This is a genomic window from Ignavibacteriota bacterium (genome assembly GCA_016708125.1).
Taxonomy (GTDB): domain Bacteria; phylum Bacteroidota; class Ignavibacteria; order Ignavibacteriales; family Melioribacteraceae.
This window is the reverse complement of record JADJGF010000001.1, coordinates 4,350,871-4,365,423: the sequence shown is the minus strand read 5'-3', so window position 1 is coordinate 4,365,423 and position 14,553 is coordinate 4,350,871. Positions and strand designations below refer to the sequence as shown.

Genomic DNA, 14,553 nt, shown 5'->3' with positions numbered 1-14,553 from the left:
AAAATGGCTATTAACGAAGGAACAATTGTCAGAGTAATTGGTCCAGTTGTGGATATTGATTTTTCAGGTGGAAAACTTCCGGAAATTTATAACGCAATTCATATTCCACGCGAAGATGATGGAGTAAAATCAGTTTTAACTTTAGAAGTTCAACAGCATCTTGGCGAAAACAGAATAAGATCTATTGCGATGGATATTACTGATGGATTAGTTAGAGGAATGAAAGCGATAGATACCGGCGAACCAATTTCTGTTCCGGTTGGACCAGAAACTTTAGGACGTTTAATAAATGTTTTAGGCGAAGGAATTGATGAATTAGGTGAAATTAAAACTGAACGAAAAGCTCCGATTCATCATCATGCACCGGCATTTAATAAACTTTCTACTTCGCAGGAAATGTTTGAAACCGGAATTAAAGTTATAGATTTGTTAGAGCCATATTCTAAAGGCGGTAAAACTGGTTTATTCGGTGGGGCCGGAGTTGGTAAAACTGTAATTATTCAAGAACTCATTCATAATATTGCTTCACAGCACGGTGGTTACTCAGTATTTACCGGAGTTGGTGAAAGAACAAGAGAAGGGAATGATCTTTGGCGAGAAATGAAAGAATCCGGAGTTTTGGATAAAACTGCTTTAGTATTTGGACAAATGAATGAACCTCCAGGCGCAAGATTAAGAGTTGGTCTTACCGGTTTAACAATGGCAGAATATTTTAGAGATGTTGAAGAAAGAGATGTTTTATTGTTTATTGATAATATTTTCCGTTTTACGCAAGCTGGTTCAGAAGTAAGTGCTTTGTTAGGAAGAATGCCTTCTGCGGTTGGATATCAGCCAAACTTAGCTTCGGAAATGGGTGAGTTGCAAGAAAGAATTACATCAACTGATAAAGGTTCAATTACATCTGTTCAAGCAATTTATGTTCCGGCTGATGACTTAACTGATCCGGCACCGGCAACTGCTTTTTCTCATTTGGATGCTACCACGGTTTTAAGTAGACAAATTTCTGAATTAGGAATTTATCCGGCTGTTGATCCTTTAGATTCAACATCTAGAATTCTTGAACCGGGAATTTTAGGACAAGAACATTATAAAGTTGCAAGTCAAGTTAAAGAAATTTTGCAAGCATATAAAGATTTACAAGACATTATTAATATTTTGGGCATGGATGAACTTTCAGAAGATGATAAAGTTGTAGTTAGAAGAGCTAGAAGAATTCAAAGATTTTTAAGTCAGCCGTTTCATGTTGCTGAACAATTTACGGGAATTCCGGGTAAGTATGTAAAATTAGAAGATACTATAAGAAGCTTCAAGGAAATTCTTGAAGGCAAACATGATAATTTACCAGAAATGGCTTTTATGTATGTTGGTACAATTGAAGAAGCTGTAGAAAAAGCTAAAAAAATGGCTTAACATGAAAAAGTTGGACTTAGAAATAATTACTCCAAGTAAAATTGGATATGAAGGAAAAGTAATTTCTGTAACTGTTCCTGGAACTAACGGAAATTTTCAAATACTTTTTAATCATGCGCCAATAATAAGTTCTTTAGAAATTGGAGAAATTAAAATTGAAGAAACTGAAAATTCTAAATTAATATATTCAACAAGCGGCGGAACTTTAGAATTATCAAACAATAAAATTATTATTTTGGCTGAATCTTTTGAACGAGCAGATTCTATCGATATAAAGAGAGCAGAAGAAGCAAAAATACGCGCAGAAAATAGATTGAAAAATAAGCGAAATGAGAATGTTGATGAAATGCGTGCCGAACTTGCTTTGAAAAGAGCTATAAATAGATTAAAGACAGTACACAAATATTCTTCTTTATAAACTTGGATTTATAATAAAAAGGGTTTAAAAATATATTTAAACCCTTTTGTTAAATTACATCAAATTATTTTGCATCATTAAAACGTTTTGAAACAGCATCCCAATCAATAACATTCCAAAAAGCTGTAATATAATCAGGTCTTCTATTTTGGTAATGTAAATAATAAGCATGTTCCCAAACATCCAATCCTAAAATTGGAGTTCCTTGTACTTCAGCAACATCCATTAAAGGATTATCTTGATTTGGTGTGGATGAAACAACTAATTTTCTTCCGGAAACAACTAACCAAGCCCAGCCCGATCCAAATCTTGTTGCACCAGCTTTAGAAAATGTTTCTTTAAAACTTTCAAATGATCCGAATGTTGAATTAATTTCTTCAGCTAATTTACCGGTTGGAACTCCACCTTTTCCTTTTCCCATAATTGTCCAGAAAAGTGAATGATTAAAATGTCCGCCGCCATTATTTCTAACCGCTGCCGGAAATTTTGAAATATTAGCTAATAATTCTTCTAAAGTTTTTCCTTCCATCTCGGTTCCGGCAATTGCAGTATTTAAATTATTTACATATGCAGCATGATGTTTTCCGTGATGAATTTCCATTGTTTTTGCGTCAATGTATGGTTCAAGTGCATTAAAATCATATGGTAAAGCTGGCAATTCAAACTTACTCATATTATTACTCCTTTTGTTTTTATTCGATAATAAATTAATCTTTGAACTAAATGTTACAAATGGTAAAATTCCAAGCGACATTAAAAATTGATTTCTTTTCATCTAAACTCCGAAAGATTCACCGCAGCCGCAAGTTTTGGTTGCGTTTGGATTATTAAAAATAAAACCTCTTCCATTTAAACCATCACTAAAATCAAGCTCGGTTCCAAGTAAATAAAATAAACTTTTTCCATCAACAACGATTTTAAAATTATCATTTTCGAAAAAAGTATCTCCGTCTTTTTCGTCACCGTCAAAGCCTAAATTATATGTGAAACCGGAACATCCTCCGCCTTTTACACTTATTCGCAGCGAATAATTTTCTGGAATATTATTTTCACTCATAATTTGTTTAACTTGTTTTATAGCTTTTTCCGAAATTGTAATTGTTGAACTTGTATCAATTGAGCTGTTCATTTGAAACTCCTTCCGGTTCTGAAACTTTGTGTTTAATTCCAATATCAAAATTTACTTTCCAAGATTTTTTATCAATTTGCAAAATATCATTTGATTTTAATAATTCATCAATAAAATTTCTTGCAATTATTTCTGCTTGAGAATAACTAATTGGATTTTCTTTCATATCAAAATATGATTTAATTGCATATTGAAGATCGCGCAAAAATAAATTTGAATATCTAAATAACGGATAATCTTCTTTCATAAAGTTGAAAAAAATGTTTTTGTTTGATTTTAAATGTTCAAGCTGATTCATAATGTCTCTAATATATTAATTTGAAATTTCGTGCAATGTAATTGATTCAAAAATATCATTAATTTTATTTTGTAAATTCAAAAAAGGAGTTCTTATAAAACAATTATTTAGCCGCCCGCAATTTTCCGTTGTAGCATTTTCAAAACTACAATTTGTTAGTTGAATATTTTCATCCAAGGCATTAATAATTTGCAGAATTGTAAGTTTTTCAGATGGAACAATAAGAGTATAACCTCCATATTTTCCTTGCTCTGATTTTATAATTCCTTTTCGCACTAATTTTTGCAGCAATTTGGCTAATAAATCGTAAGGAATATTTAGCTCGCCGGAAATAGTTGAGCTGCTTAATTTAACTTCTTTATTATCAGAAATATATTTTAGTGCAAGAATTGAATATTCAACGGATTTAGAAATTTTTATCATAAACACGACTAAAATTGTCGTATATAAAATAAAAAAGTATTTACAGATTTACAAGAGTTAAAATTAATTAATTAAAATTGCCAAACAATTTTGGGCAAAATCAACAAGCGGTGAAAAGTAAATTCCAAAAAGTAACGTTGGAATTAACAAAATAAGAATGAAAACAATTTCGTTAGCCGAAAGTTTTAATTGCGGAACTTCTTGCTCAGCTTCGCTAATAAACATGTGTTTGAGAATTCTGATATAATAATATAGTGAAACAACACTGTTTAAAACTGCAACAACTGCAACAAAAATCATTTTTGCATCAATTAAAGAAATGAAAATATAAAGTTTTGAAATAAATCCGGCTGTTGGCGGTAAACCGGTTAAAGAAATTAAAAATACTGTAAGTGAAACGCCGAGAAATGGGGAAGCATATCCAAGTTTATTATAATCATTTAAATTTTCGGAATTTATTTGATTAGCAATAATCATAACAATATAGAAAGCGCCAATATTCATAAGTAAATAAACTAAGAAATAAATCATTACCGCTAATAAACCTTGATCGCTTAAAACAGCAATTCCCAAAAGCATATATCCCGCGTGTGCAATACTTGAATATGCAAGCATTCTTTTAACATTATCTTGCCACAATGCAGCAAAATTTCCAAGTGTCATTGTTAAAATCGAAATAACTATAATAAAACTTTGCCAGTCAAATCCTTCTAAAAGAATCCAGCTTCCGCTAACTTCTTTCAACAAAAATGTTGTTTTAATAAATCGGATTAGAAGAGCAAAACCGGCGGCTTTACTTGCGACAGATAAAAATGCAGTAACAGAAATTGGAGCACCTTCATAAACATCCGGAGTCCAGAAATGAAATGGAACTGCTGAAATTTTAAATCCAATTCCGGTAAAAAATAAAATTATTGAAAAGGAATATGCTAATAGATTTAGACTTGTCGATTTAAAAACATCATTAATTACAAATAAATTTGTATTACCAGTTAAGCCATAAATTATTGAAATTCCGAAAAGCATAATTCCCGATGAAGCAGCGCCGTAAACTAAATATTTTAACGAAGCCTCAGTATCTCTATCTCTTAATTTTGTAAATCCGGCTAAAACGTAAGAGGAAAGTGAAAGTAATTCTACGGATAAATAAATCATTATCAAATCAGAAGCGGAAACCATAAAAAGCATTCCCAAAATCATTCCGAAAATTAAAGTATAAAATTCGCCGGAACGCTCTGATACATTTTTTATTTCCGCTGAATTTTTTGCGAATAAAATTATTAGAATAGAAGTAATTAAAATTATAATCTTAAAATATGAACCGAATGAATCAATAGTTAATAATCCATAATCATTATTTGTGGAACTTACAACAAATGCAGTTGAATTTATGCTCAAACCATTTATCGCAAAATATAATGCAATAAATAATCCAATCAATCCAATAAAAGGAATTATTGATTTATCTTTGTTATAAATTAAATCAACCAAAACTAATAGAAGCAATGTTCCCGAAATTATTACTTCCGGAATTATTAAAGAGATATCGGTTAAAAGATTTTCAAACATTTTATTATCAGAATTCTGAGTAAAAATTTATTATAAATTACATTCCGCTTAAGGAAAAACCTTGAGCTTTATCGCTTAAAAATTGTACAAGTGTATTAACAGATGTATTCATTATATCCAACATTGCCGATGGATAGATTCCTAAAAACACAATTATAATTGTTAAAGGAATAAACATTGCATATTCTCTAAATGTGATATCAGTTAAAACATCTTCCCACTTTTTATTAAATTCGCCGAAGAAAATTCTTTGTAAAGTCCACAACATATAAGCAGCGCCAAGTAAAATTCCCAAAGTACCAACCATTGTTAAAACTCTAATTTCGGCAACACCAAAAGCTCCGACAAAAACCAATGCTTCGGAAATAAATCCGGATAAACTTGGTAAACCAATTGCGGCAAAAAAAGCAATGGTTACAAAAAATGTATAAACCGGCATTTTGTTGGCTAAACCGCCAAAACTATTTATATCACGAGTATGAGCTCTATCGTAAATTACACCAACAATTAAGAATAACATTGCGGTAATTGTTCCATGATTAAACATTTGGAAAATCGCTCCGGTAATTCCGGTTGTTGACATTGAAGCCATTCCAAGCAACACGTAGCCCATATGAGAAACTGATGAATAAGCAATTAATTTTTTAAAATCTTTTTGAGCCAGCGCAACTAATGCACCGTAAATAATATTTATTACTCCAAAAAGAGCAATATAAAATGATAACTCTTGTGTGATTTCTGGGAAAATTGGGTAGCTGATTCTTAGAATTCCGTAAGTTCCCATTTTAAGTAAAACGCCAGCTAATATTACGCTGATTGGAGTTGGAGCTTCAACGTGTGCATCCGGCAACCATGTATGGAAAGGGAACATTGGAATTTTTATAGCAAAACCAACAAACAAGGCAATATATGCTGCAAGTCTATAATTATTAGGATTTAAAGGAGATAAAATACCATTAGTTGTATAATTTGTCGGATCCATCAATGCTAATAAATTAAACGTAAAAACTGTAGTGCCATCTGCTAAAGTTTCACTAGCGCTAAAATATAATGCAATCATAACTAAAAGCATAAAAACGCTTCCGAACAAAGTATAAATAAAGAACTTAATTGCTGCATATTCTTTTCTTGGTCCGCCCCAAATTCCAATTAAGAAATACATAGGAAGTAACATTAATTCCCAGAAAATGTAGAATAAAAAGAAATCTAAAGAGACAAAAACACCCATCATTCCGGTATCTAACAATAAGAAAAGTGCAAAAAATCCTTTTACGGATTTGTTAATACTCCATGATGAAATTACTGCAATAAACGAAACCAAAGCTGTTAAAAGTAACATAGGTAAACTAAGACCATCAGCACCTAAAAAGTAATCAACTTTTACGGTTCCAATCCAAGAAAGACCGGCAATTTTTATCCATTGAAATTTTTCAACAAATTGAAATGAACTTGCTTCATAAATTCCACCAGCGGAAAAATTAAAATTTGCTAATAAAACACCAGCAAGAATAATTTGCAGAAATGTTATTATTAGCGATGTAATCTTAATTTCTCTTGCCATTTTGCTTGGCATGAAAAGAATTAAAATCATACCAATAACTGGCAGAAAAGTAATTAATGATAAAATAGGAATTCCATTCATTATAATGTGTTACCTTATATTTTTAAACTTTTCTAAAAAGGTCCAATTATGAAAAATAAAATAATTACGGAAAAAACAACTAAAACAATATATGTCTGAACCTTTCCGGTTTGTAATTTCTTAAAATTAAATCCAACAAATCCGCTGAACAAAGCTGTACCATTAACCAATCCATCAACAATATAGGTATCAAACAATCCACTTATTTTTGAAATTATTTTTGTAACATAAGCTGATCCATTTACAATTCCGTCAACAACCCACTTATCAAACCAAGCTAATAAATCACCAAGTTTTAAAGTTCCGCCGATAAATGATTTTGCATAAAATTCATCAACATACCATTTATTAAGTGAACCTTTGTAAAGTCCTTTAACACTATCAGCAATTTTATCCGGAGAAATTTTCTTCCACTGATACATTGTGAAAGCAAGTAGAATTCCAAGTCCCGCAACAATTAATGAAATTATCATTGCCGGATAATGTGCCCAATGCATAGCATGAGTATATTTTTCTGAATGAACTATTTCTCCGTGTGAATTTTGCACAGAATGTTCAGATAAATCATTTATCATAAAATCATATGCTGCAGTTTTAGGAACGACAGTTTGCGGAGTAGTTACCCAACTTGTAGTAAACCATCCGGCATCCGGAGAAATTGGATTTGGAGTGTACCAGAAAAATATTGACAAAGTACTTAGCACAACTAACGGCATAACCATTACAAAAGGTGATTCATGTGCGTGATCATATTTATGATGATTTCTTGGTTCACCGTGGAATGTTAAAATTACTAATCTGAACATATAAAAAGCCGTTAGGAACGCAACTAAAAATCCCATTATTGGAATTAACCAATGACCGGTTAAATGGCCAAATGCCAAAGTTCCGGCAAGAATTCCATCTTTACTTAAAAATCCGGAAAATAACGGGACGCCGGAAATAGCTAAAGTTGAAATTAAAAATGTATAGTAAGTAATCGGCATTTTTTTCTTCAATCCGCCCATTTCTCTTATATCTTGTTCATTATGCATTGCATGAATTACAGAACCGGAACCCAAAAATAAACAAGCTTTAAAAAATGCATGAGTTACTAAATGGAAAAATGCGAAAGTATATGCGCCAACACCAAGAGCCATAACCATATAACCGAGCTGGCTAACTGTTGAGTATGCTAAAACTTTTTTAATATCATTTTGAGTTAATGCAATTGTTGCAGAAAATAATGAAGTAACTGCACCAACAACAGCAATTACGAGCATTGCATCTGCAGTTAACATTACGAATATTCTTGCAACTAAATAAACACCGGCGGCAACCATAGTTGCAGCATGAATTAAAGCGCTAACCGGAGTTGGACCTTCCATTGCATCCGGCAGCCAAACATGAAGAGGGAATTGAGCAGATTTTCCAACTGCGCCCATAAAAACCAATATTCCAGTAGCGGTTAACCAAGCTTCACTTCCAAAAGGTAAATTTCCGCTTGCAATTTGTGAATATATAAAATCGAATGAGAAAGATTTATAGTTAGTAAATAAAATTAGAATTCCGATAAACATTCCAATATCACCAACTCTATTTGTGAGGAATGCTTTTTTACCGGCATCGGAAGCTGATTGTTTTTCGTACCAGAAGCCAATCAATAAATATGACGATAATCCAACAAGTTCCCAGAAAATATACATCATCAACAAATTATCTGTAAGAACAATTCCTAACATCGAAAATGTGAAAATTCCTAAGTATGCAAAATATCTTGAATATCTTTTATCACCTTTCAAATAAGCAATAGAATAAATATGAACAAGCATGCTAATTAGATTTACGACAAACAACATTATTACCGTAAGATTATCTATTTTAATTCCCAAATCAACATGAAGATTTCCAAGATTTGGAACATTTCCAAAATCAATCCAAGTGAAAGAAAATAAAATATCTTGATGCGAAAATGAAGTTAATTTTGAGTAACCAATAACAAGCGATAAAATAAATGCAAGAGTTATAATTCCAACTTCTGCCAAATATAATTTTGGGAATTTTTTTCCAAAGAATAGCACAATGAAAAATCCAAACAACGGAAGTAAAAGTACAACTAATGAAAGATTGATATTTGTAAATTCTGTCATAAACTATTCTTTGAGATTATTTATTTCATCAACATTAACATTTGCAAATCTTTTATAAATATTTAATACAATAGCCAAAGCAATTGCGGCTTCTGCGGCTGCTAAAATTATAACAAATAAAGCATAAAGCTGTCCATCGATACCAAAATTTCCGAATTTGGAAAATGCAACAAAATTTATATTTGCCGAATTTAGAATTAATTCAACTCCCATTAAAACCATAACAGCATTTTTTCTGGTTACAACTCCATATAATCCAAGTGAGAAAAGTGCAACGCTAACAACTAAAAAATGATTTAATCCAACTTCCACTTTAATTATTCCTTATCTCTTCTTGCAATTGATGCAGCACCGATTAAAGCAATTAATAATAGAATTCCCAAGAGCTCAAAAACCAGAACATATTCACTTATAAGTAATTTACCTAATTCAAAAGATGTTGTATTTGGAATTACAAAACTTTGCGATTTCCAATTTGTTGAAGTCATTACACCGAATAAAATTGCGGCAAATGCGGCCAATCCAATTATTGCCGGAAGAACTTGAAAAGAACCGGAACGAATTTCAACATCTGTAATTTTATTTGTTAACATAACACCAAATAATAGTAGAATTAAAATTCCACCAACGTAAACCATAATTTGAACGACTGCAAGAAAATCAGCACCAAGTAAAACATAAATTCCGGAAACACCAAAAAAAGTAAGTAAAAGACTAAATGCCGCATGAACAATGTTTCTTGCATTTACCACAATTACCGCAGAAACAATTGTTATTGCTGCAAATAAATAAAATATGATATCGTACAATTCCATTAAAAATTACTCTGCTTTTTTATCAGTATTTGGATCAACTTTTTTTTCAATAACCGGTTTTGGTTTTTCTACTTTTGCTTTTGCTGCAGCCAATTTTTCAGCTTCTTTTGCGGCTGTAAATTCTTCAAACTTCTTTTGTTTTTCTGAAATTTCCGAAGGTGTTAATGTTGCAAATCTATAAAGCAAATCTTCTCTTTCGAATTCTGAGAATTCATAAACTTGAGTCATTTTTATACATTCGGTCGGACAAGGATAAACACAAAGTGAGCAGAAGCAGCATTTCGCAATATCAATATCAAATTTTGTAACCCATAAAGCTTTCTTTTTACCTTGCGAAGTTTCACCCGGACTATCATCTGGAGTTGCTTTTAAAGTTTCAATTGATATGCAATTTACAGGACAAGCTCTTGAACATTGGTCGCAACCGATACAATCATCCATATTTACAAATAGTCTGTTTCGTGCGCGCTCCGGCATTTTTGGTTTTACTTCTGGATATTGGATTGTTACCGAAGGAACGAAAAGATGTTTAAAAGTAATTTTCATTCCAACTAAAACAGTGTAAAGTGCTTCGTATGTATTTTTGAAATATTCTTTCATAATCAAATTAAAGTTATAAGACCAACGAGTAATAAAATTGCAATTGAATAGGGAATTAAATATTTCCAGCAAACTGTCATAAGCTGATCAACTCTTAATCTTGGTAAAGTCCAACGTAACCACATTTGAACAATTACAAATGTTATGCCTTTTGATGCAAACCAAATTGCTTGTTCAATAGGAATCAACCATTCAATTCCTAAAGTATTTCCAAGATAACCAATTGGTGAATGATATCCTCCGAAGAAAAGAACAGAAATTAAAAATGAAACTGCAAGCATATTCGCATATTCTGCAAGGAAAAACATTGCGAATTTCATTCCGGAATATTCTGTGAAAAATCCGGATACAAGTTCTGATTCTGCTTCCGGAATATCAAATGGTGTTCTATTAACTTCAGCCAAAGTACTAATGAAAATAATTATAAATGAGCCAATCATTAAAGGAATCAATAAAAATTTTGCAATACCAGGTGCGGTTCCGCCAAGAATATTCCAATTCCAAAAGAATGCAGTTTGTTGATTTGTGATTGTATCTAAGTTTAAAGTACTTGTTAGCATAACCATTGTTATAACAACAATTGCAGTAGGAATTTCATAACTAATAATTTGAGATACCGAACGCATTGCACCAAGTAAAGAATATTTATTGTTTGATGACCAACCACCCATTAAAATTCCCGCAACCATAAAACTTGAAATTGCCAAAAAGAAAAATAATCCTATATCGATTGAACTTCCCATAAAAAAGCTTGAAAAGGGTATTACTGCAAATGCCGCAAAACTTCCCATAAAAACTAAGAAAGGTGCAAAGTTGAATAATTTTTTATCGATAGAATTAGCAACAATATCTTCTTTTTGAATTAACTTTAAAATATCTGCAACAGTTTGAAAAATTCCGTGATATCCGGTACGCATTGGTCCAAGTCTATCTTGCATATGAGCAGAAACTTTTCTTTCTGCCAAAACTGCAAAAAGCGCGTAAGGTAAAATAAACAGAAATAAAGGAAGAGCAGCAGCAACAAAAAATGCTACAATTTGATTTCCGAATACGTCAATTAAAAATTCGTACATTATCTATCAATTTCTCCTAAAACTACATCAATACTTCCAAGAATTGCAATTACATCCGCAACAAAATGACCTTTACACAATTCGCCGAAAACTTCCATATTTACAAAAGATGGAGCGCGGACTTTTACTCTAAATGGATTTACATTTCCATCACTAATTATAAAATAACCAAGTTCACCTTTTGGATTTTCCACTCTTGAATAAATTGTACCTTTCGGAGGTTTAATTCTTTTTGGAATTGCTTCTTGAACATTACCTTCCGGGATATTATCAATAGCTTGCTCAATAATTTTTATACTTTGTTCCATTTCCAAAACTCTAACATAATATCTATCCCAGCAATCTCCGAGTGTTCCTTTTAAGCCTTCGCCAACCGGAATTTCAAAATCAAATCTATTATAAATTGAATATGGATCATTTCTTCTTAAATCCCACTTTACTCCGCTTGCTCTTAAATTTGGACCGGTTACACCATAATTAATTGCAACATCAGCCGGAAGAATTCCAATATTTGCGGTTCTTTCAACAAAAATTTTATTGTAAGAAAGTAAATTGTTTAATTCAGTAATTCTAGGTTTGAAATCACGGACAAAATCTTTTGTCTTTCTTACAAAATCTGGATGAATATCATGCGAAAGTCCACCGACCCAAATATAATTGTATAAAAGTCTTGCGCCGCAAGTTTCTTCAAAAATAGTAAGAACTTTTTCTCGTTCGGCAAATAAAAATAAGAAGGGAGTAAAAGCACCTATGTCAACTCCGTAAGTTCCCAAAGCCACCATATGAGAAGCAATTCTTTGAAGTTCCGATACAATTATTCTAATATATTCTACTCTTTCCGGAACAGTTATTCCTAATAATCTTTCAACTGCAACAGCGTAACCAAAATTATTATACATTGATGCAAGATAATCCATTCTGTCTGTATAAGGAACTATTTGGGGATAAGTCATTGCTTCGCAGTGTTTTTCAAAACATCTATGTAAATATCCAATGTGAGGTTTTACATTTTTAACAAGTTCACCTTCTAGTTCAACTTCTAACCTCAAAACTCCATGTGTAGATGGATGTTGAGGTCCCATATTTAATACCATTTCTTCGGTTCGTAGCGCCATGTTTTTGAAGATTTGAGATATTAGATTTTAGATATGAGAATTAACATTGCTTTAATTTATTCCTAAATCCATAAATCAATTTTTCTATCTCAATAACTTGTCCTAAAATGTTTTCTAAATCAGTTTTATTTATAAAATTCAAATCAAAAGCTAAATAAAGTTGAGTTTCTAATTCAAATGCTGATCCATTAGCCATATCTAAAAATCTAATAAAATCTTTATCAGAATCCCTACCAGCACCTTCAGCAATATTTGATGAAATTGAAATTACAGCTCTTTTAATTTGAGATGTTAAACCAAATTTTTCATCAATCGGAAAATTTGAAACCAAATTGTAAATATCTTTAACTAAAAATCTAGCTTTTTGCCAAACTATTAATTCTTTGAAATTATGCATCAACCCTTTTTTCTAATCTGATTCTTCTCATATCTATTATCTTGATACTCATATCTAATAAGGAATTTTCATTCCGTTATAATATTCTGGAGTTTCAAAATCTTTTCTTAAAGGATAACTTCCTTCTTCCCAATCGTAAGGCATTAATATTCTAATTAAATTAGGGTGATTAAGAAATTTAATTCCAAACATATCAAAAGCTTCTCTTTCGTGCCAATCTGCACATTTCCAAATTGATTCAACCGATTCAACTTCCGGTTTTTCAATTGGTGCAGAAACTTTTAAATTCAATTTATGATTTAATTTCATTGATTCTAAATGATAATAAACGCTTAGAGTTCTTCCGACTAACTTTTCATTTCCATTTTCATCTTTTTCTTTTTTAGCATTATTATCATCAACACCGGAAAGATTCATCAAATTATCAAATTGAAGTTTTTCGTCATCTCGTAAAAATGTACAAATTTCTGGTAATTGAATTGGGTCTATTATTATATAAGAGTCTACGGGAAGAGAATTATCAAAATTGAAAGAAAAATTTGGAAATTTATTTTTTAATATTTCAAGAATTTCTTCAACACTCATGCGGTCTTTCTCAATCTTTCGTTTCTAATTTTTTCTTGAAGTTTTAGCAATCCTTCTAAAAGTGCTTCCGGTCTTGGAGGACATCCCGGAACATAAACATCAACTGGAATTACTCTATCAATTCCTTTTAAAACGTGATAACCGTGTTCCCAATATGGTCCGCCGCAATTTGCACAGCTTCCCATAGAAATTATATATTTTGGATCGGGCATTTGCTCATATAATCTTTTAATTCTTGTTGCCATTTTTAAAGTTACTGTTCCGGAAATTAAAATAACATCGGCTTGTCTTGGCGAAGGTCGAGGAATTACTCCAAATCTATCAAAATCGTAGTGGGAAGCTGAAGTTGCCATCATTTCAATTGCGCAGCAAGCTAAGCCAAAACTCAATTGCCAAAGGGATGAAAGTCTTGCCCAATTTAACAAATCTTCAGATTTTGTAATTACAATATTATTATCAGTAAATTCTTGGTCTAAAAAACTCATAATTAACTTTCTATAGTAGAATGATTTTGTACTTTCTTTTCTAATAATTTACTTAGTTCAAGTTTTTCAATTTTTGGTCGTGCCCATTCCAAATCACCTTTTCGCCATTCATAAGCCATTCCCAAAAATAAAATCAGTAAAAATATTGCGCCAACTAAAAATCCAATAAATCCAAATTCTTTATAAGTTAATGCCCACGGGAAGAGCAGAACAATTTCAACATCAAAAATTAAAAAAATTAGAGCAACAACATAAAAACGAATATTAAATTTAACCCAAGGAGAACCTTCCGGATTTTCACCACATTCATAAATTTGACTTTTTTCAAATGAAGGTCTTTTGGGACGGATTAACATTGCGGCAAAAATTGCAATACCAACAAATGCACCAGCTAATATTAAAAAGACAAAAACTTTACCAAATTCAGTTAGCATAACACTTAGAAATTTTGAAGTAAAAATTACA

The 14,553-nt window shown here is 31.5% G+C and carries 18 protein-coding genes; 2 read left to right on the top strand and 16 right to left on the bottom strand.

The genetic code is table 11. The features are described 5' to 3' along the window. The first annotated feature begins 3 nt into the window (after positions 1-3). Both atpD and atpC read left to right on the top strand, forming a co-directional pair. Complete coding sequence (gene atpD, locus IPH62_18700; protein MBK7107308.1) at positions 4-1,410, top strand: F0F1 ATP synthase subunit beta; 1,407 nt, start codon at positions 4-6, stop codon at positions 1,408-1,410. 1 nt (position 1,411) lies between these two features. Beyond that, positions 1,412-1,828, top strand: coding sequence for an ATP synthase F1 subunit epsilon (gene atpC / locus IPH62_18695; GenBank protein ID MBK7107307.1), 417 nt, complete (start codon positions 1,412-1,414; stop codon positions 1,826-1,828). A 64-nt stretch (positions 1,829-1,892) separates the two neighbouring features. Here the strand turns inward: atpC and IPH62_18690 are convergent, their stop codons facing one another. From IPH62_18690 to IPH62_18615, 16 genes are all read right to left on the bottom strand, one after another. Further along, positions 1,893-2,501, bottom strand: coding sequence for a superoxide dismutase (locus tag IPH62_18690; protein ID MBK7107306.1), 609 nt, complete (start codon positions 2,499-2,501; stop codon positions 1,893-1,895). A 102-nt stretch (positions 2,502-2,603) separates the two neighbouring features. Continuing rightward, positions 2,604-2,957: an iron-sulfur cluster insertion protein ErpA gene (gene erpA / locus IPH62_18685; protein ID MBK7107305.1), complete on the bottom strand. Its 354-nt coding sequence runs from the start codon at positions 2,955-2,957 to the stop codon at positions 2,604-2,606. After that, a complete protein-coding gene (locus IPH62_18680; protein MBK7107304.1) occupies positions 2,941-3,255 on the bottom strand; it encodes a hypothetical protein in 315 nt (104 codons plus the stop codon). Before IPH62_18680 ends, erpA begins: the two co-directional genes overlap by 17 nt. A gap of 15 nt (positions 3,256-3,270) precedes the next feature. Beyond that, positions 3,271-3,678, bottom strand: coding sequence for an Rrf2 family transcriptional regulator (locus IPH62_18675; GenBank protein MBK7107303.1), 408 nt, complete (start codon positions 3,676-3,678; stop codon positions 3,271-3,273). Positions 3,679-3,741: 63 nt separating this feature from the next. After that, on the bottom strand, positions 3,742-5,247 hold the full coding sequence (locus IPH62_18670; protein MBK7107302.1) for an NADH-quinone oxidoreductase subunit N: 1,506 nt from the start codon (positions 5,245-5,247) through the stop codon (positions 3,742-3,744). A 37-nt stretch (positions 5,248-5,284) separates the two neighbouring features. Further along, entirely contained in the window at positions 5,285-6,889 is a 1,605-nt protein-coding gene (locus IPH62_18665) for an NADH-quinone oxidoreductase subunit M (GenBank protein MBK7107301.1), read from the bottom strand. Between the two features lie 32 nt (positions 6,890-6,921). Further along, positions 6,922-9,018, bottom strand: coding sequence for an NADH-quinone oxidoreductase subunit L (gene nuoL / locus IPH62_18660; GenBank protein MBK7107300.1), 2,097 nt, complete (start codon positions 9,016-9,018; stop codon positions 6,922-6,924). A gap of 3 nt (positions 9,019-9,021) precedes the next feature. Next, positions 9,022-9,339, bottom strand: a complete 318-nt coding sequence (gene nuoK, locus IPH62_18655) for an NADH-quinone oxidoreductase subunit NuoK (GenBank protein MBK7107299.1) — start codon at positions 9,337-9,339, stop codon at positions 9,022-9,024. After that, positions 9,336-9,833: an NADH-quinone oxidoreductase subunit J gene (locus IPH62_18650; protein MBK7107298.1), complete on the bottom strand. Its 498-nt coding sequence runs from the start codon at positions 9,831-9,833 to the stop codon at positions 9,336-9,338. Before IPH62_18650 ends, nuoK begins: the two co-directional genes overlap by 4 nt. A 6-nt stretch (positions 9,834-9,839) precedes the next feature. Further along, positions 9,840-10,433 (bottom strand): NADH-quinone oxidoreductase subunit I, encoded by a 594-nt coding sequence (locus IPH62_18645; protein ID MBK7107297.1) that lies wholly within the window; start codon positions 10,431-10,433, stop codon positions 9,840-9,842. 2 nt (positions 10,434-10,435) lie between these two features. Next, positions 10,436-11,506: an NADH-quinone oxidoreductase subunit NuoH gene (gene nuoH / locus IPH62_18640; GenBank protein MBK7107296.1), complete on the bottom strand. Its 1,071-nt coding sequence runs from the start codon at positions 11,504-11,506 to the stop codon at positions 10,436-10,438. Continuing rightward, complete coding sequence (locus tag IPH62_18635; protein MBK7107295.1) at positions 11,506-12,621, bottom strand: NADH-quinone oxidoreductase subunit D; 1,116 nt, start codon at positions 12,619-12,621, stop codon at positions 11,506-11,508. Before IPH62_18635 ends, nuoH begins: the two co-directional genes overlap by 1 nt. A gap of 40 nt (positions 12,622-12,661) precedes the next feature. Next, positions 12,662-13,018 carry a four helix bundle protein gene (locus IPH62_18630; GenBank protein MBK7107294.1) on the bottom strand — a complete coding sequence of 119 codons (357 nt, stop codon included), beginning with the start codon at positions 13,016-13,018 and terminating at the stop codon, positions 12,662-12,664. Between the two features lie 54 nt (positions 13,019-13,072). Further along, positions 13,073-13,603, bottom strand: a complete 531-nt coding sequence (locus tag IPH62_18625; protein ID MBK7107293.1) for an NADH-quinone oxidoreductase subunit C — start codon at positions 13,601-13,603, stop codon at positions 13,073-13,075. Further along, positions 13,600-14,088 carry an NADH-quinone oxidoreductase subunit B gene (locus tag IPH62_18620; GenBank protein MBK7107292.1) on the bottom strand — a complete coding sequence of 163 codons (489 nt, stop codon included), beginning with the start codon at positions 14,086-14,088 and terminating at the stop codon, positions 13,600-13,602. The genes IPH62_18625 and IPH62_18620 overlap by 4 nt, the downstream gene beginning before the upstream one ends. Before the next feature lie 2 nt (positions 14,089-14,090). Then, positions 14,091-14,522, bottom strand: coding sequence for an NADH-quinone oxidoreductase subunit A (locus tag IPH62_18615; GenBank protein MBK7107291.1), 432 nt, complete (start codon positions 14,520-14,522; stop codon positions 14,091-14,093). Positions 14,523-14,553: the final 31 nt, after the last annotated feature.